Source organism: Nonomuraea sp. 3N208 (genome assembly GCF_052245935.1).
Classification (GTDB): domain Bacteria; phylum Actinomycetota; class Actinomycetes; order Streptosporangiales; family Streptosporangiaceae; genus Nonomuraea.
On sequence record NZ_JBQQBR010000077.1, the window covers coordinates 14,776 to 36,950 of the forward strand.

General features: G+C 71.2%; 23 protein-coding genes. 13 read left to right on the forward strand and 10 right to left on the reverse strand.

Features of this window, described 5'->3' with window-relative positions; genetic code table 11:
* Positions 1–68: 68 nt before the first annotated feature.
* The 4 genes from ACTWPT_RS57035 (at position 69) to ACTWPT_RS57050 (ending at position 4,732) form a co-directional block, all read left to right on the forward strand.
* On the forward strand, positions 69–1,616 hold the full coding sequence (locus ACTWPT_RS57035) for a sugar ABC transporter ATP-binding protein (RefSeq protein WP_443185932.1): 1,548 nt from the start codon (positions 69–71) through the stop codon (positions 1,614–1,616).
* Positions 1,610–2,629 (forward strand): ABC transporter permease, encoded by a 1,020-nt coding sequence (locus tag ACTWPT_RS57040; RefSeq protein ID WP_443185933.1) that lies wholly within the window; start codon positions 1,610–1,612, stop codon positions 2,627–2,629. The genes ACTWPT_RS57035 and ACTWPT_RS57040 overlap by 7 nt, the downstream gene beginning before the upstream one ends.
* A 64-nt stretch (positions 2,630–2,693) precedes the next feature.
* Positions 2,694–3,866, forward strand: a complete 1,173-nt coding sequence (locus tag ACTWPT_RS57045) for a substrate-binding domain-containing protein (RefSeq protein WP_443185934.1) — start codon at positions 2,694–2,696, stop codon at positions 3,864–3,866.
* 38 nt (positions 3,867–3,904) lie between these two features.
* On the forward strand, positions 3,905–4,732 hold the full coding sequence (locus ACTWPT_RS57050; protein WP_443185935.1) for a nucleotidyltransferase domain-containing protein: 828 nt from the start codon (positions 3,905–3,907) through the stop codon (positions 4,730–4,732).
* Between the two features lie 52 nt (positions 4,733–4,784).
* Here the strand turns inward: ACTWPT_RS57050 and ACTWPT_RS57055 are convergent, their stop codons facing one another.
* Positions 4,785–6,287: a SulP family inorganic anion transporter gene (locus tag ACTWPT_RS57055; RefSeq protein ID WP_443185936.1), complete on the reverse strand. Its 1,503-nt coding sequence runs from the start codon at positions 6,285–6,287 to the stop codon at positions 4,785–4,787.
* Between the two features lie 496 nt (positions 6,288–6,783).
* On the opposite strand from ACTWPT_RS57055, the gene ACTWPT_RS57060 reads away from it, so the two are divergent.
* Positions 6,784–7,233: a MerR family transcriptional regulator gene (locus ACTWPT_RS57060; protein WP_443185937.1), complete on the forward strand. Its 450-nt coding sequence runs from the start codon at positions 6,784–6,786 to the stop codon at positions 7,231–7,233.
* 172 nt (positions 7,234–7,405) lie between these two features.
* On the opposite strand, the gene ACTWPT_RS57065 is transcribed toward ACTWPT_RS57060, so the two are convergent.
* The 5 genes from ACTWPT_RS57065 to ACTWPT_RS57085 form a co-directional block, all read right to left on the reverse strand.
* Entirely contained in the window at positions 7,406–7,858 is a 453-nt protein-coding gene (locus ACTWPT_RS57065; protein ID WP_443185938.1) for a winged helix-turn-helix transcriptional regulator, read from the reverse strand.
* A gap of 104 nt (positions 7,859–7,962) precedes the next feature.
* Entirely contained in the window at positions 7,963–8,883 is a 921-nt protein-coding gene (locus ACTWPT_RS57070) for a hypothetical protein (RefSeq protein ID WP_443185939.1), read from the reverse strand.
* On the reverse strand, positions 8,880–9,977 hold the full coding sequence (locus tag ACTWPT_RS57075; protein WP_443185940.1) for a hypothetical protein: 1,098 nt from the start codon (positions 9,975–9,977) through the stop codon (positions 8,880–8,882). The genes ACTWPT_RS57070 and ACTWPT_RS57075 overlap by 4 nt, the downstream gene beginning before the upstream one ends.
* Positions 9,974–10,420, reverse strand: coding sequence for a DUF4188 domain-containing protein (locus ACTWPT_RS57080; protein ID WP_443185941.1), 447 nt, complete (start codon positions 10,418–10,420; stop codon positions 9,974–9,976). The genes ACTWPT_RS57075 and ACTWPT_RS57080 overlap by 4 nt, the downstream gene beginning before the upstream one ends.
* Positions 10,417–11,955, reverse strand: coding sequence for a phenylacetate--CoA ligase family protein (locus tag ACTWPT_RS57085; RefSeq protein ID WP_443185942.1), 1,539 nt, complete (start codon positions 11,953–11,955; stop codon positions 10,417–10,419). Before ACTWPT_RS57085 ends, ACTWPT_RS57080 begins: the two co-directional genes overlap by 4 nt.
* A gap of 165 nt (positions 11,956–12,120) precedes the next feature.
* On the opposite strand from ACTWPT_RS57085, the gene ACTWPT_RS57090 reads away from it, so the two are divergent.
* Genes ACTWPT_RS57090 through ACTWPT_RS57105 form a run of 4 tightly spaced genes read left to right on the forward strand, consistent with a single transcriptional unit; the run spans position 12,121 to position 14,912 of the window.
* On the forward strand, positions 12,121–13,260 hold the full coding sequence (locus tag ACTWPT_RS57090; RefSeq protein ID WP_443185943.1) for a winged helix DNA-binding domain-containing protein: 1,140 nt from the start codon (positions 12,121–12,123) through the stop codon (positions 13,258–13,260).
* Positions 13,261–13,301: 41 nt separating this feature from the next.
* Positions 13,302–13,703: a helix-turn-helix domain-containing protein gene (locus ACTWPT_RS57095; protein ID WP_443185944.1), complete on the forward strand. Its 402-nt coding sequence runs from the start codon at positions 13,302–13,304 to the stop codon at positions 13,701–13,703.
* Positions 13,700–14,578 (forward strand): alpha/beta fold hydrolase, encoded by an 879-nt coding sequence (locus ACTWPT_RS57100; protein ID WP_443185945.1) that lies wholly within the window; start codon positions 13,700–13,702, stop codon positions 14,576–14,578. Before ACTWPT_RS57095 ends, ACTWPT_RS57100 begins: the two co-directional genes overlap by 4 nt.
* Complete coding sequence (locus ACTWPT_RS57105; protein ID WP_443185946.1) at positions 14,571–14,912, forward strand: DUF4180 domain-containing protein; 342 nt, start codon at positions 14,571–14,573, stop codon at positions 14,910–14,912. The genes ACTWPT_RS57100 and ACTWPT_RS57105 overlap by 8 nt, the downstream gene beginning before the upstream one ends.
* 2 nt (positions 14,913–14,914) lie before the next feature.
* Here ACTWPT_RS57105 and ACTWPT_RS57110 read toward each other — a convergent pair whose 3' ends face one another.
* Positions 14,915–15,892, reverse strand: coding sequence for a small ribosomal subunit Rsm22 family protein (locus ACTWPT_RS57110; protein WP_443185947.1), 978 nt, complete (start codon positions 15,890–15,892; stop codon positions 14,915–14,917).
* Between ACTWPT_RS57110 and ACTWPT_RS57115 the strand changes: the two genes are divergently transcribed.
* The gene (locus ACTWPT_RS57115) at positions 15,891–16,121 is read left to right on the forward strand and encodes a hypothetical protein (protein ID WP_443185948.1); all 231 of its coding nucleotides are present in this window, start codon (positions 15,891–15,893) and stop codon (positions 16,119–16,121) included. The genes ACTWPT_RS57110 and ACTWPT_RS57115 overlap by 2 nt on opposite strands.
* Positions 16,122–16,601: 480 nt before the next feature.
* Here the strand turns inward: ACTWPT_RS57115 and ACTWPT_RS57120 are convergent, their stop codons facing one another.
* Positions 16,602–17,822 (reverse strand): cytochrome P450, encoded by a 1,221-nt coding sequence (locus ACTWPT_RS57120; RefSeq protein ID WP_443185949.1) that lies wholly within the window; start codon positions 17,820–17,822, stop codon positions 16,602–16,604.
* Between the two features lie 55 nt (positions 17,823–17,877).
* Entirely contained in the window at positions 17,878–18,336 is a 459-nt protein-coding gene (locus ACTWPT_RS57125; protein WP_443185954.1) for a MarR family winged helix-turn-helix transcriptional regulator, read from the reverse strand.
* Between the two features lie 110 nt (positions 18,337–18,446).
* Here ACTWPT_RS57125 and ACTWPT_RS57130 point away from each other — a divergent pair, with 110 nt between their 5' ends.
* The gene (locus tag ACTWPT_RS57130; RefSeq protein WP_443185950.1) at positions 18,447–19,991 is read left to right on the forward strand and encodes an LLM class flavin-dependent oxidoreductase; all 1,545 of its coding nucleotides are present in this window, start codon (positions 18,447–18,449) and stop codon (positions 19,989–19,991) included.
* Positions 19,992–20,116: 125 nt separating this feature from the next.
* On the opposite strand, the gene ACTWPT_RS57135 is transcribed toward ACTWPT_RS57130, so the two are convergent.
* The gene (locus tag ACTWPT_RS57135) at positions 20,117–20,848 is read right to left on the reverse strand and encodes an HAD family hydrolase (RefSeq protein ID WP_443185951.1); all 732 of its coding nucleotides are present in this window, start codon (positions 20,846–20,848) and stop codon (positions 20,117–20,119) included.
* 109 nt (positions 20,849–20,957) lie between these two features.
* On the opposite strand from ACTWPT_RS57135, the gene ACTWPT_RS57140 reads away from it, so the two are divergent.
* Together ACTWPT_RS57140 and uppS are read left to right on the forward strand one after the other, a co-directional pair.
* Positions 20,958–21,314 (forward strand): TetR/AcrR family transcriptional regulator C-terminal domain-containing protein, encoded by a 357-nt coding sequence (locus ACTWPT_RS57140; RefSeq protein ID WP_443185952.1) that lies wholly within the window; start codon positions 20,958–20,960, stop codon positions 21,312–21,314.
* Between the two features lie 97 nt (positions 21,315–21,411).
* On the forward strand, positions 21,412–22,131 hold the full coding sequence (gene uppS / locus ACTWPT_RS57145) for a polyprenyl diphosphate synthase (protein WP_443185955.1): 720 nt from the start codon (positions 21,412–21,414) through the stop codon (positions 22,129–22,131).
* Positions 22,132–22,175 lie beyond the last annotated feature (44 nt).

Consider the following 22,175-nt stretch of genomic DNA (forward strand, 5'->3'; position numbering starts at 1 on the left):
GAGCTCCGGCGAGCTCGTGCGAGCTCGAGGGCCTGTCCGCCGGGTGGTGAAGTCCCGCGGAGACAGCTGTGCACAACGACATCCCGAATCACCGTCCGGCCAGGCCGGGATCAAGGACCATCCCCGATCCGCTCATCCGGATCCGGGGACTCCGCAAACACTTCGGCGGCGTCCACGCGCTGCGCGGAGTGGATCTCGACCTCCACGGCGGCGACATCCTCGCCCTGCTCGGCGCGAACGGGGCCGGCAAATCGACGCTGATCAAGATCCTGGCCGGGATCCATCACGCCGACGGGGGAGAGGTCGAGGTGGCCGGCCATCCCCTGGGAAGCCCGGCCGCATCCGGCAGTATGGCCTTCATCCATCAGGATCTCGGCCTCGTGGAATGGATGAGCGTCGCGGAGAACATCGCGCTCGGCGCGGGATATGCCCGGCGCGGCGGCCTCATATCCTGGCGCGCGGTGCGGCGGCGCGGCGTGGACGCCCTGCGGACGATCGCCTCCCACCTCGACCCGGACCTGCGGATCGCGCAGCTGACGCACGCGGAGCGTTCGCTCGTGGCCATCGCCCGGGCGCTGGCCACCGATGCGACGATCCTCGTGTTCGACGAGCCGACCGCCGCCCTTCCCGCCGCCGACTGCGTCGTCCTGTTCGACGTGCTGCGTAGGCTCCGTGATCGCGGCCACGGAATCCTGTACGTCACCCACCGGATCGACGAGGTCTACCGGATCGCCGGCAGCGTCGCCGTCCTTCGCGACGGACGCGTCGTCAGCCGCGGACCGCTCGCGGGCCGCCGACCGGCCGATCTCGTACGCGACATCGTCGGCCGGGAGCACAGGATCTACCGGCACCGGGTCCGCGGACCAGGAGAGGTCCTGCTGCGCGTCGCCGGCGTGCGTGCCGGGCAGGCGGGACCGGTCGGGTTCGACCTGCGCGCAGGCGAGGTGCTCGGCCTGGTCGGACTCGCGGGCGCCGGGCACGTGGACATCGGACGTGCGCTGGCCGGCGCGTGCCCCGTCCTGTCGGGCAGCATGCACCTGGCCGGGCGGCGGTACCGGCCGGGTTCGGTGTCGGCCGCCGTCGGCGCGGGCGTCGGTCTCGTGAGCGGCGACCGGCAGGAAGAGGCCGCCGGAGAGCTGAGCGTACGGGAGAACCTCCTGGCCAACCCCGCGACCCGCGGCCGATCGCCGCTGAGCCCGGTGGGAGCGCGGCGGGAGCGCGCCGAGACTGCGGCGGTCATCACGCGACTGCAGGTCAGCCCCACCGACACCGAGGCGCCTTTCGCCGCCCTGTCGGGTGGGAACCAGCAGAAGATGCTGATGGGGCGCTGGTTCGGCGCCCGCCGCCGGCTCCTGATCCTCGAGGAGCCCACGGCCGGCGTCGACGTCGGCGCGAAGTCCGAGATCTACCGGCTGCTGGGCGAGGCCTTGGCGAGCGGGCTGGCCGCCCTGCTCGTCTCCGCGGACTTCGAGGAAGTCGTGAACATGTGCGACCGCGCGCTCGTGTTCACCCGCGGAACGGTGACCACCGAGCTCAGCGGTGACGCCCTCACCGTCGTCGCCCTCACCCACGCGGCCACGGCCGCGCCCGCCGGCCGCCGGGCGGACCGTTGCTGACCAGCGAGCTCATCCGGAGGCGGCTCGCGGCCGGCAATCTCATCGGCGGCTACGGGCTGCCGGCGCTGGCTTTCTTGCTGTTCGTCGTGTTCGCGCTCGCCCTGCCGGACACGTTCCCCACGATGGCCAACCTGACGGCGATCATCTCCGCTTATTCGATCATCGCGATCCTCGCGCAGGGCGCGATGATCCCCATCGTCACGGGCAACTTCGACCTGTCCATCGGCTACGGCCTCGGCCTGGGCCATGTCATGACGCTGCACCTCGTCGTCAACGCCGGCTGGCCATGGCCGCAGAGCTGCCTGGCGGTGCTCGGCGGCGGCATCGCGGTTGGCGTGATCAACGGTTTCCTGGTGGAGTTCGCGCGCATCGACTCCTTCATCGCGACGCTCGGCACGGGCAGCATCCTGTACGCCGTCACGGGCTGGGTGACGGGTGGCGCCCGGATCTTCGCCGGTCCGCAAGGCCTGCCCCCCGGTCTCACCGAGCTGTACGAGTCGACCTTTCTCAACCTGCCGATAGCGGCGTTCTACGTCCTCGTCCTGACCGCTGTGCTCTGGATCTTGCTCGAGCGTCTCGCGCTGGGCCGCTACCTCTACGTCATCGGCTCCAACCCGCGGGCGGCGGAACTCGTCGGGATCCCCGTCCGCCGGTACGTCATCCTCGCCTTCGCGGGCTCCGGCCTGGTGACCGGCTTCGCGGGGATCCTGCTCGCCGCCCAGCAGCAGATCGGCAACCCCAGCGTCGGGCTTGACCACCTGCTGCCGGCGTTCGTCGCCGCCCTCCTCGGCTCCACCACGATCAAGCCCGGGCGGGCCAACCCGTGGGGCACCGTCGTCGCCGTCGCCGTCCTGGCCATCGGATTGTCGGGCATCAGCCAGCTTGGGGCGGACTTCTGGGTGACCCCTCTGTTCAACGGGATCACGCTGCTCATCGCGGTCGGATTGGCCGGCTATTCCGCACGACGCCGGACGCGCGCCAGCCCCGCCGCCGCTTCCGCCTCCGCTGAGTGAGGAGCCCTGAGTGGGCAGCCCTGAGTGGGCAGCCTGAGTGAGGAGCCCTGAGTGAGGAGCAGGCATGGATCTCACCCGCCGCGGATTCCGGCGCAGTGCGACCGCGCTGGCGCTGGCCGCCGTGGTGAGCGGTGTGGTGGCCGGCGGCTGCTCGCGCGGCGCACCCCGTCCCGCGCCGGAGGGCACGCCCTCCCCAGACCGGGCGGCCAGTCCGTGCCCTGACGTGACGGACACGGCCGCGCGGGCGGTTGCGCGGGCCGAAGCGGTGAACACCCCGTGGGACGGCCCCACGACCGGGCCGCGCGCGGTCGCCGGCAAGAGCGTGGTCTTCGTCGCGTCGACCATGACGAACCCCGGCGTGGCCGGCACCGCCAACGGGGTGCGGGAGGCCGCCAGGACCATAGGATGGCGCGTTCGCGTGATCGACGGCCAAGGCACTCCGACCGGGATACGGTCGGCTCTGGGGCAGGCGATCGCCCTGCGGCCATCCGGGATCGTCATCGGGGGGTTCGACCCGGAATCCGTGGCTCAGCAGGTCAAGCAGGCCGACGACGCCGGCATTACGCTCGTCGGCTGGCACGCGACCCGGTCGCCTGGCCCCAGCGCGAATCCCAAGCTCTTCACCAACGTGACGAGCCGGGTGGCGGACGTGGCGAGGATCAGCGCGTACTGGATCATCGCGACGTCCAACGGCGACGCCGGCGTCGTGATCTTCACTGACTCCTCGATCCCCTTCGCGGAGAACAAGTCCCAGCTGATCAGGAAGACGCTGCAGAGCTGTTCCGGAGTGAAGCTGCTCGAGTACGAGAACATCCCACTGCCCGACACCGGCAGCCGGATGCCGGTGGTGACCTCCTCGCTGGTGTCACGCTTCCGCGAGCGGTGGACGCACTCGGTCGCCATCAACGACGTCTACTTCGCCGACGCCGCCCCGGCGCTGCGGGCCGCCGGCCGGAAAGGGGAGGGGCCTCCCTACGCCATCGGCGCCGGGGACGGCGATCCTTCGGCGTTCCAGCGAATCCGCGACCGGCAGTTCCAGCAGGCGACGGTCCCTGAGCCCCTGAACGCTCAGGGCAGCCAGATCATCGACGAGCTCAACCGCGCGTTCGCCGGCCGGCCGCCCAGCGGGTACGTGACGCCGGTGCACCTGACCACGACCGGGAACGTGGGCGACTCCACCTCATGGGAGCCGCGCGGCTACCGCGAGGCCTACCGGCGCATCTGGCTCGGGCAGTGAGGGCCGCCGCCGGCGTGCGACACCCGTAGGCTCGTCACGTGCAGGATGAGGATCTTCACGCCATCGCCGCCCGGCTGACCGAGGTGCCGGGTGTGGTGGCCGTGGTGCTGGGCGGCAGCCGGGCGCGGGGCACCCACCGGCCGGACTCGGACATCGACCTGGGCCTCTACTACCGGGGGCGGCTCGACGTGGACCGGCTGCGGGCGCTCGCGCGGGAGGTGACCGGCGAGCCGGTCGACGTCACGGAGCCGGGCGGGTGGGGTCCGTGGGTGGACGGCGGAGGCTGGCTGACCGTGGACGGGTGGCGCGTCGACTGGATCTACCGCGACCTCGACCGGGTCCACCGGATCTGGCGGGACTGCCGGGAAGGCCGGTACGAGGTCGGCGTCCAGACCGGGCACCCGCTGGGCTTCTACTCCCACGCCTACGTGGGGGAGGTGGCTCTGTGCCGGGTGCTGGCCGACCCGGGCGGGGAGCTGGCCGCGCTGCGGGAAGAAGCCGCGCAGTACCCGCCGGCGCTGCGCGAGGCGCTGATCACGGGACTGCGGGAGGCGGACTTCGCCCTCATGATCGCCAAGTACGGGGCCGCGGGGTGGGACCCGGTGTACACGGCGGGGGCGTTGTTCCGCGCGATCGGGGTCGCCTGCCAGGCGCTGCACGCCAACGACGGGGCCTGGCTGATCAATGAGAAGGGCATGGTGGGATCGGCGGACCGGCTGCCGTCGGCGCCGAGCGGGTTCGGCGAGCGGGCCCAGGCGTTGCTCGGGGCGGTCGGGCGGACGCCGGAGGAGATCGGCCGCACCGTCGGCGACGCGGCGCGGCTCATCGCGGAGGTACGGGCCGCCTGCGGCCCGTATGTGAAATAACCCCTGCGTTCGTTGAGCGGTTGAGCGTGGTCATAGTCATAGGACTGCCTGGCTAGTGACTGCCGGACAGTTCGCCGGACAACGTGGCGTGCATCTTGGCACTGGGCTCGTTGAGGCCGATGATCTGTACGGTCTTGCCGCGGGCGGCGTACTTGGCCTGGACGGCGTCCAGGGCGGCGACGCTGGAGGCGTCCCAGATGTGGGCGTCGGACAGATCGATGATGACGTGGTCGGGGTCGCCGGCGTAGTCGAACCGGCCCACCAGGTCATTGCTGGAGGCGAAGAACAGCTGGCCGGTGACGGCGTAGATGGCCTGGGTGCCGTCGGGGTCGATGACGGCGGAGACCTCGGCCAGGTGGGCGACCCGGCGGGCGAAGATGACCAGCGCGGTGAGCGAGCCGAGCACGACGCCGATGGCCAGGTTGTGGGTGGCGACCACCATGGCGACGGTGACGACCATGACGGTGATCTCGCCGGCGGGCATGCGCTTGAGTGTGGCCGGGGCGATGGAGTGCCAGTCGAAGGTGCCGACCGAGACCAGGATCATCACGGCGACCAGGGCAGCCATGGGGATCTGCGACACCCAGGGGCCGAAGACGATGCACAAGACCATGAGGAAGGCGCCGGCGCAGAAGGTGGACAGGCGGGTGCGGGCGCCGTTCTTGACGTTGATCATGGTCTGGCCGATCATGGCGCAGCCGCCCATGCCGCCGAAGAAGCCGGTGACGATGTTGGCGATGCCCTGGCCGATGGATTCGCGGGTCTTGGAGGAGCGGGTGTCGGTCAGGTCGTCCACGAGCTTGGCGGTCATCAGCGATTCCATCAGCCCTACCAGGGCGAAGGCCAGTGCGTACGGGGCGATGAGGGCGAGCGTGTCCAGGGTGTAGGGAACGTCGGGCAGGCCGGGGACGGGCAGCGCGGACGGCAGCGCGCCGCGGTCGCCGACGGTGGGCACGGCCAGGGCGGCGCCCACGGTGATGGCGGTCAGGGCGGCGATGGACACCAGCGGCGCGGGCACCGCCTTGGTCAGGCGGGGGAAGAACACCATCAGCGCCAGCCCGGCGACCACCAGCGGATACACCATCCACGGCACATCGACGAGTTCGGGCACCTGCGCCATGAAGATCAGGATGGCGAGGGCGTTGACGAAACCGACCATCACGCTGCGCGGCACGAACCGCATCAGCTTGGCCACCCCGAGCGCGCCGAGCGCCACCTGGATAAGGCCGCCGAGGATGACAGTGGCGATCAAATAGCCGAGGCCGTGCTCGCGCGCCAGCGGAGCCACCACCAGGGCGATGGCGCCGGTGGCAGCTGAGATCATCGCCGGACGGCCGCCGACGATCGCGATCACCACGGCCATGGTGAAGGAGGCGAACAAGCCGATGCTGGGGTCGACGCCCGCGATGATGGAGAACGAGATCGCCTCAGGGATGAGGGCGAGGGCGACGACCAGCCCGGACAGGATCTCGGTGCGGCCTACCGACGGGCTCAGCCAGGCGGGCCGGCCCGTCCGGCGGGCGCGCGGGAGGGCGCGGGGAGACAAACGGGGCATCACAACGTCCTAACGTGAACAAAGCCCGTCCTACGTGCGAGGGCCACGATCGGCAGCGCACGAGCGCAGGCGAGCATCAAGACAAAGGGTGGCCAGGTGGGCTGGCGGGGCGCCGGGGCGCGTCTATGACGGTCCCCGTGGAAGGCAAGGCGGCAGGCGGCACGGGCGTGCCAGGCCTACTGCGAGGAGGTCACGGCGGGCAGCTGGCGGTAGTGGTCACGGGCATGCGCGCGTCGATGTTCCTTACCTCGGATGCGGAGCGGCACCTCGGGGTGCCGGTGGGCGGGAGCCGGCGGGCTGGCAGCATGCGGCCGGGCCAGGTCGGATCAACCGAAACTCTACCTTAACGTTAGGGTAGAGATTCGGTGGGGTCGGGGGCGCCGGTGCGCACCCGCCCTGCCAGCCACACAGTGAGGTCACGCCACAGATGGACACATCGGCCGTTTCTGCCGCCCCCGATGACGCTCCGGCCATGCCCGGGGGTGGTGGAGATCACATGCACATCGGTCTGGTGGCCGCGCGGACCGGGCTGTCGCTGCGCACCATCCGGCACTACGACGAGGTGGGCTTGGTGCGGCCGTCGGCGCGCAGCCAGGGCGGGTTCCGCCTGTACACCGAGGCGGATGTGACCCGGCTGATGGTGATCCGCCGGATGAAGCCGCTGGGTTTCACCCTGGAAGAGATGGGTGAGTTGCTGGCCATCACCGACCGGCTCGACCAGGCAGGCCCAGCAGCGGGCTCGGCAGCCGGCCCTGCGCCGCTCGGCGCGGCCGAGCGCGCCGACCTGCGGGCGCGGCTGGAGCGGTTCGAGCAGGCCACCCAGGAGCGGTGCGCGGCACTGCGCATCCAGCTGAGCCGGGCCGAGGAGTTCGCCGCCGATCTCCAGCAGCACGCCATCTACCTCGCCGCCGACGGGCCCTGCGCGCAGCAGGACCCGTCCTCGTGAGCGAGCACGGTTCTTCACCCTGCACCGGCGGGCCTCCGATGAACAGGCGCCAATGTCGCAAGACTCGCGATGGAGTCGATGACCGCTGGTTGTCCATATCGGCGCCTGTTGATCGTGCAGCGGTGCCGCGAGACTTTCCGGCAACCGGAAGGAGCTGTGGAGCCAGTCTCGATCATGCGGCCGCGCCAGGGCCTGGCAGCAGGTCGACGTCGCCTGCGTGCATCGGCTCGCCGCAGTGGGCGCAGCGCAGGTCGACGCTGCTGATCTCACCGCACGCGTGATGGCGGTAGAGCACTGGCGGGCCGGCCTCGCCCGCGAGCCACCTGTCTCCCCAGCCGGCCATGACCATGAGCAGGTCGACGAGCTCAGCGCCCTTCTCCGTCAGGACGTACTCGTAGCGTGGCCGCCTGTCGTAGGGCCGGCGCTCGAGCACTCCGCGCTCGACGAGGTGGTTCAGCCGCTCGGTCAGGACCTTGCGCGAGATGCCGAGGTCCGCCTGGATCTGCTCGAACCGGGTGAACCCGGCCCACACGTCGCGCAGGACCAGCGGCGACCAGGGCTCTCCGATGACGTCGAGCGTGCGCGCGATCGAGCACGCCATCTCGCTGAAGTTCGTGCGCTGCATGGAATCAGTCTAGCAATTTGGGTTCCCTCAGGGAACTTCGGGTACGGGTACATCACCGGCCGCGATCCCGGCGCCGGGCGCGGCCACGTCAACGCATCCGGCCGCTACCCCTCCTTGACCCGGGCCGACGGTGCGGCAGGGGCCTTCGGACGGCCCACGCGGGCCACATGGAGCAGGGGCGCGGGATCGTCCACCCCCAGCCGCCGCGCCAGCTCCTCCCGTGTGGGCTCGCAGTCGATGATCTGGCTCAGCGGATGCGTGGTGTAGCCGAGGCCGGACAACGTCAGCCAGTGCCGCATGAGCAGGCGGCCCTGCGCCACCTCGTCGCCGGCCGTCCCGACCAGCACCAGCACGTCCCCGTCGTAGTCCAGCAGCGCTCGTGACGCACCGGCCAGCACCCGGGGCAGCCCGAGCGGGCGCAGCGCCGGGTAGAGGGCGAGTGAGGCGCGCAGGGCGAGCGCCTCGAACCGGCTGAGCGCCAGCGCCCGGTCGCTGAGGCCGTCCAGCAGGTATCGGCGGTGCCGGCGGGTCAGGCGCAGCCAGGCACGCAACTCCCGCGTCGCCTCCCGGTCCCCGAACTGGTGCAGGTCCGCGGCATGCAGCAGATCCGCCACGTCCCGGCAGGCGACGCGTCGCATCCCGGCCAGCTCGGCGGCCACGTCGTCGGGCAGCCGTCCCGGGTGGTACTCGCCGCGGTTCGCGCCGCGCGCCCGCACGTCCGCCGTCGTGAACGGCGTACGGTACGGCTGCGCCGCCCCGTGCAGGAAGCCTGCCCGCAGCGGCCCGGCGTCGGGGCGGAAGGCGATGGCGTGGCCCGCGTCCGCGCACACGATCAGGCAGCACTCCACGAACGCCCCCAGGCTGAGGCGCAGGTCGCGCCCGGTGGGGTCGCTGACGGGCAGCGCCCTGGCCGGGTCCCAGCCGACGGCGACCTCCTCGTCCCCATAGGTGAGCGTCCACGGCTGGGTGTTGTGCGCGCTGGGTGCACGCCAGAAGTCGGGCTCCAGCGCCCGCAACTCGTTCACGAGAGGAGATCCTTGGCGTAGAAGGTGTAGCCGTGCAGCGGGCGGCCGCCCATCGCGACGTACTGGGCGGCGGAGCCGGGGTTGGTGCGCTCGACGTACGTGCTGCGCAGCGTGTGGTAGCCGCCGCGGCGCAGCCCCTCGTGCAGCTCGCGCGAGAGCAGCCGCATGTAGCCGTGACCCTGCTCGCCGGGGACCGTACCCTTGATGATGAGCACCGCCTCGCGGCGGTAGCGGGAGCGGGTGGCGAGCAGCCGGAGCTGCCGCAGGAGGTGAAGATTCCCCCGACATTTCGCAACAAATTCTGAAATATCGGGCAGGCATAACACGAACGCCACCGGCCGATCCGCCTTCGTCAGGTACAGCAGCAGCGCCTCGTCCAGCAGGTACGCCAGCCCGTCCGTCTGCGCCGCCAGTTGCTCCGCGGAGATCTCGGTGTAGTACCCGAGCTGCGCGAAGCTGGCGTTGAGCATCTCCCGCAGGATCGGCAGCTGCTCCGCCACCCGCCGGCGGTCACCCCGGTGCACCCGCAGCCGCTCGGCCTCGATCCTCCGGTCGTCGAACGCGAACACCTCCTTGTCCGGCACCGGGCAGATCCAGGTGTCGGACTCGAAGCGGCGGGCGAACCCGTACGCCTCGTACGCGGCGGGGTAGTACGGATGGTTCCACGCGCTGTCGATGAAGCCGCGCTCGCCGAAGCCCGAGGTGATGACCCCGCCCGCCTGGTTCGGCAGCAGCGACACCGGCCCGAACGCGCTCTGCCTGCCGTCCAGCCGGCCGGCTGCGCAGATGCCGTCGAACAGCTCCTCCGCCGCCTCCTCGGCGAACTCCGTCAGCCCGAACAGCTGCGTACGCCCGCCCAGCTTGGCGTCCAGCGCGGCGTCGGCATGCAGGGTGGTGCGCGCCACGACCTGACCGCGCCGACGCAGCACGTACATCCGCACGCCCTGGCGGAACCACGTGCGGACCTGCGCGTGCAGCGGCGGGACGAACCGCGGCTCCCCGGCGTAGACGCGGTCGGTGAGGGAGAGGAAGTCGCGCAGGTCGCGGTGGGTCTCGACGGGCCGCAGCGCCGCGAGCTCCGCGGGCTCCGTCACGCGCGCTTCACCGGCGGGCCGTCGCCGTCCTCCGCCGACAGTGGCGTGAACGTCTCGATGTGTGCCATCGGGCCGCCCTCCGCCCGCCAGACGCCGTTGCTGTAGCCCTCGGGCTCGGCGTTGTAGAGCCGGATGTAGCCGCCGGTGGCGTTCTTTGTGCCGTCCGTCACCCACTGCATGAGCTTGCGGTGGTGCCGGCTGCGGGCGAAACGCAGCAACGCGTCGCGGTCCTCGAAGAACGCCAGCGTGCCGAGCGTGTACGGGAACTCCCAGTAGACCTTGTGCCAGCGGTATCCGCGCATCCGCTTCATGTCGCGCACCAGGCGGAACCAGGTCAGCGTGAGCGTGAGGATCGACAACGGTCCCCGGTAGCGGGTGGCCCCGACGAACATCGCCGTCGCCTGCCCCTGCGGCGGCGCCTTGCTGAAATCCGTGGTCCTCATGAGTCCTTCACCAGATAGACGTTCTTCATTTTGGTGAGCCCGGCGAACGGGCCCGCGCCCAGGTCGTAGACCTTGACCCGCAGGTCGGCGGCCGTCGGGTCCTCCTTGAGCGACTCGGCGAAGTCGCGCGAGACCGCGCTCAGGTGGGCGACGACGCCCTTGCGGCAGATGGCGGCCAGCTCCTCGCGGTCGGCGTCGCCGCGTACCTCGAGGTTGATCACCGGGCGGTACTCCAGGCCCGGCAGCTCCTCCAGCGACAGACAGAACCTGTTGATCGCGGCGGCGTACGGATTGCCCTGGTAGAGGCCGTACTCGACGTCCTGCGGATAGAGGTTCGCGCCCATGTAGGAGATCGTCGAGTCCTTGCGGCCGAACAGGAACAGCAGCGGCAGGTTCAGCCGCTCGTCGGTCCACGCCCGCTCGTACTCATGCGCGCCCAGCGCTTCCCGTACGTCCGGCAGGGTATGCAGGCGGGCCTCGTCGCCGACGTTGTAGCGGAGCTTGGGCTGCAGGCAGCTCTTGGTGTTGATGGTGCACAGCAGCTCGCCGTTCCCGTTGACCTCCAGGAACGTCTCCAGCGGGTTGTAGTGGAAGATCATCGGCAGCCGCTGCTCGCCCGGGCCGAGCAGCCGGTCGCGCAGCGCCTGGTCGGTGGCCAGGCGCTTGCGCAGCCACACGCTGAAACCGCTCTCCGCGCCCATGCCGATGGTCAGGTCGCTGGCGCCGTAGCCGGAGCGCACCTCCTCGAAGCGTTCCTGCAGGTAGTCGCGGAGCGCCTCGGTCATGCCCTCGCCGCCGACCATGCCGCGGATGCGGTAGTCCCGCCACGGGAACCCGGCCTCGTCGAGGCGGTCGCGCAGGTGCTTGAGGAACGGCGGGTACGCGGCCACCACGTAGTCGTAGCCCGGCCCGAAGTGCTCCAGCGTGTCGGTGATCTTCTCCAGGTCGGGCCCGGTGTTCTTGACCATCGCGATGCGCGCCATGGCGGCGCCCGTGGTCGTGCCGGTGGCCCAGGCGCCCATCGAGTACGCGTTGATCACGAACAGCCGCTCGCCGGGGAAGACCAGCTCGATGTACCCGGCCGCGTTGCGGTAGATGCCTTTGAGCTCGCGCGGCCCGCGTACCCAGTTGTACGGCTTGCCGCTCGACCCCGACGACTCGTCCACGATCACGCCGGGCCGGTGCAGCCTGCCCTCCTGGCAGCGGCTCTCCTCGTCGTAGACGCCGGCGTAGTTCTGTTTGGTGGTCTCGGGGAAGTCCGCCAGTCGCCTGGCGTGCTCGGCGCCGTTCGCCCGCAGGAAATGGCGGTACGCCGGCACGTCCACGGCCGCGAACTGGCAGGCCACTCTGGCATGCCTGGCGGCGACCCGGTCCAGCGCGGGATGGTAGCCACGGGCCACCATCCGCCAGATGGCCGGATGCATCGCGCCGAGCCGGTAGGCGCCGGTCAGGGCCCAGGAGTAGGCCTGGAGCCGGACCCGCCGCCAGCGCTGGCGGGGGGTGAGCGGCCCGAGGACGGGACTGAGGCGGATCATGAGGGGTGACATTACTGATTCCGGATTGAAGATGACTTTACGAACACTTACTTCGGCATGGTTGCCGTTGATTGCGCGCCCTTTTCGGCACGGCTGCCGTCCGATTGCGGCAGGAATTCTTCCGCATTTGCCTCTACCGTGAGCGTGCGGACGGAGGAGGACGTGATGATCGAAGTGTCGTGGCCGCAGGTGAGCGCGCGGCGGCTGGAACGGGCCGGGCTGGCCGCGCCCCTGGTCGAGGCGGACGCGGCGCAGGCCGTGGCGGCCATGTGCGGGGCGCACGCCCAGGTGATGTCTGCCGGCGAGGCGTCCGTCGCCCTGCGGCTGGACGGCGCCACGCGGGCGCACGTGCGCGAGGCGCTGTGGAGCCGGCGCAGCCTGGTCAAGGCGTTCGGGCCGCGCGGCACCGTGCACCTGCTGCCCGCCACCGACCTGCCCATGTGGGTGAGCGCGCTGTCGTCGGTGCCACCCGGGCACACCCCCTTTCCCGACGGCGTGCGGATGACGCCCGAGCAGACCGACGAGGTGGTGGAGGCTGTCCGCGAGGTGCTCGTCGGGGCCGAGATGACGATCGACGAGCTGAGCGAAGCCGTCGTGGCCGCCACGGGACCGTGGGCCGGGGACCTGGTCATGCCGGCGTTCCAGGTCATGTGGCCGCGCTGGCGGCAGGCGATGGCGCTGGCCGGGCACCGGGGCGCGGTCGTCTTCGGCCCCGCGCGGGGCCGCAAGGTCACCTACACCGCCCCGCCCGCCGCCCTGTCCGTCACCGGGCCGGTCGCGGACGGGCTCGGCGGCCTGGTGAGGAGCTATGTGACGGCGTACGGGCCCGCCACGCCCGCCCAGTTCGCGCAGTGGGCCGGCGGGCCGGTGCGGTGGGCGGCGCGGGGGTTCGAGGGGGCCGGGCTGGAGGAGGTGCTGTTCGAGGGGCAGCGGGCCTGGGTCGTCGCGGGTGACACGGTGTTCCCCGAGGATCCGCCGCGGGGGGTGCGGCTCCTGCCGTACTTCGACGCGTACGTGGTGGCCGGGCGGCCGCGCGAGCTGCTCTACCCGGGCGCGGTGGCCCAGCGGGCGCTGGCCGGGGGGCAGGCGGGGAACTTTCCCGTGCTGCTGGTGGACGGGGAGGTGCGCGGAGTGTGGCACCAGCGGCGCTCCGGCAGCAAGATCGACGTCACCGTGGAGACGCTCCGCGATCTCACTCCGGCCCAGCTGCGCGAGCTCGACGAGCAGGTGGAGCGGGTGGGGGAGGTGCTGGAGGGACGACCGCGCCTGACCATCGGCCCCGTGGCAGTGGGAGCCCATGCCTGACTCCCTATTCCTCCCTGATATGCCCTATTGTAGGGAGTGTTATGGAGCAATACACCGTGGAGCAGGCAGCCAGGCGACTGGGGTTGCACGTCAAGACCGTGCGTAACTACGTGCGGGACGGGCGGCTGCCCGCCGTGCGCGTCGGCAGGCAATACCGGATCGCCAGGGAGGACCTCGCGGCGTTCGCCGGGCTGCCCGACGACCGCCCGGAGGTGCCGCGGCACGCCGAGGTGTCCAGCATCGTGCAGGTCGACGGGGTCGAGCGGCGCGAGCTGGACCGGATCAGCACGATGGTCATGGGATCGCTTGCGGGACAGCCGCACGGGCTGCGCGTGGAGTTCGTGTACGACGAGGAGCGTGCCCACTTGAAGATCATCGTGCTGGGCGGGCTCGAGGAGAGCGCCCAGGTGCTGCGGATCGTCGACGCGCTGGTGCGGCAGTGAGCGGCATCTACTCTTCGCCGGAGGGGGCGCGGGCGGTCGAGCGGCGCTACCGGGAGCTGCTCGGCCGCTGGCCGGTGCCGGGCGAGCACGTGCGCGTGCCCACCACGCAGGGCGAGACGTTCGTGCTGGCGTCCGGGCCGGACGGCGCGCCCGCGGTGGTGCTCCTGCACGGGTCGGGGGCCACCAGCGCCATGTGGATGGGTGACGTTGCCGCTTGGGCGCGGCGGTTGCGGGTGTACGCGGTCGATGTGATCGGCGAGCCGGGGCTGAGCGCGCCGTCGCGGCCGCCGCTCGGCTCCGGCGCGTATGCCGCGTGGCTCGACGACGTGCTGGACGGTCTGGGCGTGGAGCGGGCCTCGATGGTGGGCGTCTCGCTCGGCGGATGGCTGGCGGTCGACTACGCCACGCGCAGGGCCGGGCGGGTCGAACGGCTCGCGCTGCTCTGCCCCAGCGGCATCGGCCGCCAGCGGTGGCTGCCGCTGCTGGGCGCGCTGCCGCTGATGCTGCTGGGCGACCGGGGCCTGCGCCGCGCCATGCGCCGCCTCCTCGGCCCCGCCGCGGACGGTTTGGCCGCGAACGCTTCCGCCTCGGACGGCGGCGGTGATCTCGGCGCGTTCTCGTTGCTGATCCAGAAGAGTTTCCGGCCACGCCGCGGCAAGGTGCCGGTCTTCGGCGAGGACGCGTTGCGCGGGCTGGCCGTGCCGGTGCTGGCGATCGTCGGAGGTCGCGACGCCCTGCTCGACTCCCAGGACACGCGCCGCCGCCTCCAGCGCAGCGTCCCGCACGCCGAGGTACGCCTCCTGCCCGACGCCGGGCACCTGCTCCCCGCCCACACCCGAGAGATCATGGACTTCCTGGAGACCGCCCATGCCTGACGACAGCGTTCACGTCTACCCGCCTGACGGCCCGCCGCTGCGTGACGAGCGCGACGTGCTCGACCTTATCGGCGAGGCCGGCTGGCACGGCGCCACCTGGGTCGCCGTGCCGGCCGAGCGGCTGCACGAGGACTTCTTCTCCTTGCGCACCGGCGTGGCGGGGGAGATCGCGCAGAAGTTCGTCAACTACCGGCTGGGGCTGGCGGTCGTGGGGGACATCTCCCGCTTCACCGCCGCAAGCGAAGCCCTGCGCGCCTGGGTGCTGGAGTCGAACCGGGGCAACCACATCTGGTTCGTCCGCGACCTGGAGGAACTGGCGGCCCGGCGCTCCTGACGTCAGCCCCTACTGCCCGGCCACGCGTCACCCCAGCCCACGTCCCTGGCGCGCCGGTAGAGCTCACCCTGCCGCTTGGAGACGATCACGTCGCGGACGCCCTCGTCGCCGGTGCACAGCCGCATGAACACCACGCCCTTGCGTTTCTGCGGGTGACGCAGCACCCTGGCCTCGGCCCGCGGTGACGGGCCGGCCGTGGCCGCCACGTAGGAGAACTTCTCGTCCTCGAAGCTCAGCGTGCCCGCCTTGACCTGGCGGTGCAGTGAGCTTCTGGGCACCCTGACGGAGAAGTGGCACCAGTCGCGGCCCGGCTGGATCGGGCAGCGGCCGTCGTGCGGGCAGGGGGCGACGATGGTCATGCCCTGCCCGGTCAGCACCTCCCGGGCGGCGGCGATGGTGGCGTACCCGGCGGGGGTGCCGGGCTCGATGATGACCACCATGGCGGCGCCGTCGGCGAGCCAGCGCACGACGTCCGGGCGGTCCCGTTCGGGGAGCTCGCCCAGCGCGTACGACATGGTCGCCAGGTCGGCAGGGGGCCGGTCGAGGCCGGGGCGGATGGCGGCGTGCCGCCAGGTGGTGTCACGCACGGCGGCCGCCTCCGACGCTCGGGCCAGACGCCTGCCCAGGTCGATGACGTGCGGGTCGTGCTCGATGACCGTGACCTGCCGCAGCGACGGCCAGATCGTGCCCGCCGCCCAGATGGCCGCCCCGGTGCCGCCGCCGGCGTCGAGATGCGTCTTCGGCTGGAAGTGCGGCGCCAGCGCCGCGGCCTGGCGCATCGCAGTGCCGGCGGCTGCGTAGGTGGCGGGCATGCGGTACGCGGCGTAGGCGGCGACGTCGGCCTCGCCGCGCAGGTGCCTGCCGCCGGCTGACGGGGTGCGGTAACGCTCGGTGAGCTGGGCGACCGACCGGGACAGCTCCTGCGGCGAGTAGCGGGCCAGGGCCTTGTCCAGAGCGGATCTGAGTACGTCGGGCAGCATGAGTCCATTCGCTTTCATCGAAGGCGGTCAGAGGGTCCTGGTCTGGGCGAGGGGACGCCAGGCGGCCCGCCTCGACGAGCAGCCCCGCCCGCAACAGCGCCGTCGCCCCGAACCGGGCCCGCAGCCACGTCGCTTGGCCACCGTGAACGTCGCCACCAACCGGGCGTTGGCCGCGGCCAGCCGGTCAGGCGGCACGATGGCGGGCAGGAGCGCCGCCGCGGGACAATGAGCCGCCGGCGGTCGAGCCGGTCCACGTACGCGCCGCTGACCAGCCCGAACAGCAGCCAGGGCAACTGCGCGGATGCGGTCCACAGCTTGGAGAAGTCCGCGCCCAGACGCGCGGACGTGGAGGCACGCAAAAGAGCTCCTCGGACAGGAAAGGGAAACGGTCGTTGACGCGAGCGACCGCTTCAGGCGAGGAGCATCGCCCGTCGGTGCGAGCCCGACGGCGACCGGCTAGAGCGTGAGACGCCCTCGCCTGGAAGCGGTGACGGTGACCTTGCCGAGGCGCATGCGAAACCCCCAACTCTCGTGTGATGCCAATCGCCGACATTATCAACCAAGGGCTGTGTCCCTGGCGAACAGGCCCAGCTCGGTGCCCGCCGACCGCCTGGCCCGCCATCCACCCTGGCGATCAACGGCCTGTCGGACGTGCGCGGCATCCAGGAGGTGTCCGGGCTGCTGGCGGCGGGCGCTGACGACGTTGCTCTCAGAGGTCGTGGACCACCCCGCCCGCGCCTGACCTCTTGCGTACGGGCACCCGTTCTGGCCGGATGATGATGGCGCCCTCCGTCCATGGCATGTCGTCGGCGGGCACGGCGAGCGCGAGCTCGGGGAGCCGCTCGACGAGCACGCCGAGGATCTCCTGCAGCTCCATTCTGGCCAGGTTCGCGCCCAGGCAGTAGTGGGGGCCACGGCCGAACGCCAGGTGCTGCTGCCCCGTGCCGCGCCGCGGATCCATGACCTGCGGGTCGGGGAAGACCGACGGGTCGAGGTTGGCGCCCGCGAAGGAGGCGATCACGCCCTCGCCCTTGCGCACGGTGCCCGACGGAAGCTCGACGTCCTCGGTGGCCACCCGCAGGAGCGGGCTGTCGCCCGGCTGCTCGAGCCTCAGCAACTCCTCGACCGTGCTCGGGACCAGCTCCGGCGCGGCGACCAGTCGCGCGTATGCGTCGCGCGGGTCGAGCAGCCTGAGCATCGATCTCGCCAGGACTGATCCGGTCGTCTCGTGCCCGGCGAGGAACAGGCCGAGCGTGTTGCGTACCAGCTCGTCCTCGGTCAGCCGGTCCTCGCCGTCGCGGGCGTGGATCATCGTGGCGAGCAGGCCGTCGCCGGGGTTCTCACGATGGGCGGCGATCAGCTCGGCGATGTAGGCGTAGAACTCCATCGCCGCCGTGACCTTCTCCTCCTCCGTCAGGCGGGAGGTGGACAGCATCGCGTCCGACCAGGCGCGCACCGGCACGGCGTCGATCTCCGGCACACCCATCACGTCGCACATGATCTGCACGGGCAGCGGGAAGGCGAAGTCGTGCAGGAAGTCGAACTCGTCGGGCAGCGCGTCGAGGAGCTCGGCGGCGAGCGTACGCAGCCTCGGCCGCCAGCCGTTGACCTGGCGCGGCGTGAACACCCCGGACAGCAGCCTGCGCAGCCGCGTGTGATCGGGCGGGTCCATGCTGATGAGTGATCCAGGCCCTTCGGCGAGGGAGAACCCGGCGAACATCCTGGGCGAGCCGGGACGGCTCAGGTCCCGGCTGAAGCGCGGGTCGCTCATCACGGCGGCCGCGTCGCGATAGGTCGTGGTCAGGTAGGCGGTGTCGCCGCTGGGCAGCAGGACCTCGCCCAGCGGGGCCTCCTCCCGCCGTTTCGCGTACGTCTCCGCCGGGACGCCCCGTGGACCGGGCATGAACGGGTATTGCTCAAGTTCGGCCATGAATCGGACGGTATACACCGATGAGCGAAGCCGATAGGCCTATGGAGCGGGCCCGTCAGCTCCCGGAGGCGTTCCAGGCGCGGCCGGTCTGGGCGGTGTGCTCGGCGAGGATCCCGCCGATCGCCGACGCCAGCAGGCCCCGGTGCTCCTGCGGCAGTTTCCCCGCCAGCACCTCCAGCCGATCGGTCATCGCGTCGTGCGCCATCGCCCCGAGCCGTTCCCCCTCCCGGGTCAGCACGATCCGGCAGGCCCGCCGATCGTTCGAGTCGCGGACGCGGGCCACCAGGCCGCGTTTCCCGGCCCGGTCCACCAGTCCCGTCAGGCTCGACTTCTCCAGATGCAGGGCCCGGGTCAGCTCCGTCATCCCGACGGGCCCGTCGATGAGCAGGCAGAGCAGCTGGGCCTGCTGCGGCGTCAGGTCGTGCTCCTTGGCGACCTCGTCGAACACCTCCTGCACCAGATGCGCCAGGCGGACGAGCGCCTCGGTGAACCGCAGGAGCGGCTCCTTCGTCATGACCACGCAACCGAGTCTAGTTGACAGTAGTTTGCGATACGAACTACTTTTTCCGCATAGCAACTGTTCGTATCACCAACTAATGCGCGGCCCGCCCCAAGGAGCCCTTCATGCCCGACTACGGCCACGACCTGCTCTTCAGCGCCAACATCGTGCCGTACGCCCAGCATCCCGGCACCGTCGTAGCCCTGGCCCAGCTCGCCGAACGCGCGGGCCTCGACCTCGTCACCTTCCAGGACCACCCGTACCAGCCGGCGCTCCTGGACACCTGGACGCTGCTCGGCTACGTGGCCGCCGCCACCGAGACGATCAGGCTGGCGGGCAACGTGCACCCGCTGCCCCTGCGGCCGCCCGCCATGCTCGCCCAGGCCGCCGCGAGCCTGGATATTCTCAGCGGCGGCAGGTTCGAGCTCGGTCTCGGCACGGGCGGCTACTGGGACGCCATCGCCGCCATGGGCGCCCCGCGCCTGACCCCGGGCGACGCCGTGGCCGCGCTCGAGGAAGGCATCCAGATCATCCGCGCCGCATGGGACACCGACGCGCCCGGCGGAGTCCACTTCCACGGCGTGCACCACCGGGTGGAGGGCACGCCGCGCGGGCCGCGTCCCGCCCATGACATCGGCATCTGGCTCGGCGCGTACAAGCCCCGGATGCTCCGCCTCACCGGGCGGCTCGCCGACGGATGGCTGCCCTCCCTCCCGCACCTCCGGACCACGGCCAAGATCGCCGAGGGGAACGCCATCATCGACGAGGCGGCCGCCGAGGCCGGCCGCGCGCCGGGAGGCATCCGGCGCCTGCTCAACCTCGGCGAGGACCTACCGCCCGCCCAGCTCGCCGAGCTAGCGCTGGAGCACGGGATCAGCGTCTTCACACTCATGACCGGCGATCCGGGTCAGATCCAGCGTTTCGCCGCGGAGACGGCGCCGGCCGTCCGCGAGCTCGTCGCCGCCGCACGCCGCACCGCCCCAGCGGAAACCCTGGGAGAAGCCGCCCGGGAAACCGAGGCGGGAGCGGCCCAGCCGGGTGCCCCGCAGGGCACGCCGCCGGCGGCCGAGCCGCTGCTGGGTTTCACCCCGACTCCGGACGACGGCGTGCGCCTGAGCGACGTCCGCGTCTGGGACGAGAGCACCCGGCCCACCGCCCTGCGCCCCGACCCCGCCAGGCGCTACACCCCCAGGGAGCAGGCCAACGGCCGGCATCTCATCGACGTGCACGACCACCTGCGCGCCGAGCTCACCCAGCTGCGCGACCTGATCGACCAGGTAGCGGCGGGAACGCTCGACGCGGACGCCGCACGCTCGCACATCAACGCCATGACCATGCGGCAGAACAACTGGACGCTCGGCGCCTACTGCGAGTCCTACTGCCGGCTCGTCACCATGCACCACACCGGCGAGGACGCCGTCGTGTTCCCCCACCTGCGCCGCGCCGAACCCGCGCTCGCCCCGGTGCTCGACCGGCTCAAGGAGGAGCACCAGGCCATCCACAAAATCCTCGAACGGATCGACCGGGCGCTGGTGGCGTTCGTCGGGGACCCGGCCGGCCGCCTGGGCGACCTGCGTGCGGCCGTGGACCTGCTCACCGACAGCCTGCTGTCGCATCTGTCGTACGAGGAGCGCGAGCTCGTCGAGCCCCTGGCCAGGCACGGCCTCTGAGGTCCGGCGCAGGCGGGAACGCGTGCCGCCGGGCCGCGGCCACAACCGCCAGCGCACCCGCCACCAGCGGAAGGGCGGTCGCTTATCGGCCCAAGCCGATCTTCAGACGGGTTCGTGAGAGCCGGTCAGGCGTTCGTGCGTGATAGGTGGTCGGGGAGGTCGGTGAGCCGTTCGATGCGGAGCACCGTCTCGTCTGCCGTCGGCGATGGTCCACCGGTGACGAAGTCGATGCCGCGGTCCAGCCAGATGCCGGTGAGCCCGGCGAGGGCGGCTGCGTTCACGTCGCTTTCCAGCATGTCGCCCACGTTGACCGCCTGCGCGGGGTCCGTCCGCATCCACCGACAGGCGTTGGCGTAGGCGACGGGCTTGGCCGCACCGAGCTCGGTCGGGGTCAGGACAGCTTCGAAGTATTCGAGGAGGCCGAAGCGGGCGAGCTTGGCGCGCTGCTGCTCGGGGTCCCCGTTGGTGAGAACGGCCAGACGCGGTCCTCGGGGAAGCCGTTTCAGGGTCTCCAGGCATGGCTGGACATCGGGATAGCTCCGCCAGGACTCCTCGAACACGGTGAGGTAGCGGTCGGCGATCCAGGCGTCCAGAAGGCCGGGACTTTCAGGAACCGGCTCGCCGAGCATCGGCAGGAAGGAACGGAGCCTGCGCCGGTGGTGCTCAACGAAGGAGCACTGACCGGCCAGATATTCCCGCATGTGGCGCCCCTCCAGCGTCCACCACAACGTCACCAGCTCCTCCGGTGGAGCCGTCGCGTTCGGCGCGGCCTGAACGATCTGGCCGATCGTTTCCAAGACCGCGCTTCGATGATCGACCAGGGTGCCGTCCAGATCGAAGAAAATCACATCCGCCATTGGATGATCATCTCGTGGCGCTTGTCCCTGACGCCAGAGGGGTCGCAGCACCTTGGCGCCCGGTCTGGCGGACCCCGCCACCTAAGTGCTCAATCCGCCAACTGAAGCGTTGGAGACCCTGGTCGGCATCCTGCGCCCGACCGGCCTGCCGCCCGCCAGGCTGCGTGGTGTGGTGGCGCTGCTGTTCGACTTCGTACGCGGGGCGGCCAGAACGGTCGCCGAGTCGCGCCAGGCCCCGTCGGAGACCGGGGTCTCGGACGAGGAGTGGTGGAAGGCGCGCTCGGCCCTGCTGGAGCGGGTGGCGCCCGGCTTCGCCGCGCGCTACCCGCTGGTGAGGTGGGTCGAGTCCGAGGACGACACGCCCGGCGAGGGCGAGCCGTGGCTGCGGCACCGGGCCCGGCAGACGTTCAAGGTGGGCTTGGCCGTGCTGCTCGACGGTGTCGAAGCGGCCTCTGCCGGCGATTGAGGAGGGTTTCGCCGCTCGCCGGGCGCGCCATCCTAGTAGGGTGCACATTACTGATCTTCCTCACGCCCTGTACGCCCGCCGGCTGCGCCGCCAGGTCATGTCGGGCCCGCTGCCGCGGCACGTCGGCCTGATCATCGACGGCAACCGGCGCTGGGCCAGGCAGATGGGGCTGGCCAACCCGAGCATCGGCCACAAGTACGGCGCCGACCACATCGAGCACGTGATGACCTGGTGCGAAGGACTCGGCATCCGGCACCTGACGATATTCCTGTGCTCGACGGAGAACCTGCAGCGGCGCGGCGACGAGGAGGTCGCGTTCCTGCTGCGGGTGATCGAGCAGATGGTCGCCGACCGGCTCGACCGGCCGGACGCCCGCTGGCGCGTCCACGTCGCCGGCCTGCTCGACATGCTGCCCGACACCACCGCTCGCGCGCTCAAGAGCGCCGTCGAGGCGACCCGTACCTGCGCCACCGGCTTCCACCTCACGCTGGCCATCGGGTACGGCGGCCGCCAGGAGGTCATCGACGCCCTGCGCGAGCTGCTGTACGAGCGGGCCGAGTCCGGGCAGTCCATGCTGGACCTGGCCGCCACGCTGAGCGCGGACGACATCGCCAAGCACCTCTACACGGCCGGGCAGCCGGACCCTGACCTGGTGATCCGCACCAGCGGCGAGCAACGCATGTCGAACTTCCTGCTCTGGCAGTCGGCCTACTCGGAGCTGTACTTCTGCGAGGCCTACTGGCCGGCGTTCCGCGAAATCGACTTCCTGCGGGCGCTGCGCAGCTTCGCGGCCAGGCAGCGCCGCTTCGGCGGCTGACGGCAGGACCTGCGCCCGGGCATCGGTTTTGGTTTTGGGTTTTC

Bases quoted from the DNA above. Each gene is read 5' to 3' on its own strand.
- ACTWPT_RS57105 (WP_443185946.1), top strand. From the start codon at position 14,571: ATGCCTGACGACAGCGTTCACGTCTACCCGCCTGACGGCCCGCCGCTG.
- ACTWPT_RS57090 (WP_443185943.1), top strand. From the start codon at position 12,121: ATGATCGAAGTGTCGTGGCCGCAGGTGAGCGCGCGGCGGCTGGAACGG.
- ACTWPT_RS57045 (WP_443185934.1), top strand. From the start codon at position 2,694: ATGGATCTCACCCGCCGCGGATTCCGGCGCAGTGCGACCGCGCTGGCG.
- ACTWPT_RS57135 (WP_443185951.1), bottom strand. From the start codon at position 20,848: ATGGCGGATGTGATTTTCTTCGATCTGGACGGCACCCTGGTCGATCAT.
- ACTWPT_RS57060 (WP_443185937.1), top strand. From the start codon at position 6,784: ATGCACATCGGTCTGGTGGCCGCGCGGACCGGGCTGTCGCTGCGCACC.
- ACTWPT_RS57120 (WP_443185949.1), bottom strand. From the start codon at position 17,822: ATGGCCGAACTTGAGCAATACCCGTTCATGCCCGGTCCACGGGGCGTC.
- ACTWPT_RS57130 (WP_443185950.1), top strand. From the start codon at position 18,447: ATGCCCGACTACGGCCACGACCTGCTCTTCAGCGCCAACATCGTGCCG.
- ACTWPT_RS57095 (WP_443185944.1), top strand. From the start codon at position 13,302: ATGGAGCAATACACCGTGGAGCAGGCAGCCAGGCGACTGGGGTTGCAC.
- ACTWPT_RS57115 (WP_443185948.1), top strand. From the start codon at position 15,891: ATGAGTCCATTCGCTTTCATCGAAGGCGGTCAGAGGGTCCTGGTCTGG.
- ACTWPT_RS57080 (WP_443185941.1), bottom strand. From the start codon at position 10,420: ATGAGGACCACGGATTTCAGCAAGGCGCCGCCGCAGGGGCAGGCGACG.
- ACTWPT_RS57055 (WP_443185936.1), bottom strand. From the start codon at position 6,287: ATGCCCCGTTTGTCTCCCCGCGCCCTCCCGCGCGCCCGCCGGACGGGC.
- ACTWPT_RS57125 (WP_443185954.1), bottom strand. From the start codon at position 18,336: ATGACGAAGGAGCCGCTCCTGCGGTTCACCGAGGCGCTCGTCCGCCTG.
- ACTWPT_RS57110 (WP_443185947.1), bottom strand. From the start codon at position 15,892: ATGCTGCCCGACGTACTCAGATCCGCTCTGGACAAGGCCCTGGCCCGC.
- uppS (WP_443185955.1), top strand. From the start codon at position 21,412: ATGTCGGGCCCGCTGCCGCGGCACGTCGGCCTGATCATCGACGGCAAC.
- ACTWPT_RS57085 (WP_443185942.1), bottom strand. From the start codon at position 11,955: ATGATCCGCCTCAGTCCCGTCCTCGGGCCGCTCACCCCCCGCCAGCGC.
- ACTWPT_RS57065 (WP_443185938.1), bottom strand. From the start codon at position 7,858: ATGCAGCGCACGAACTTCAGCGAGATGGCGTGCTCGATCGCGCGCACG.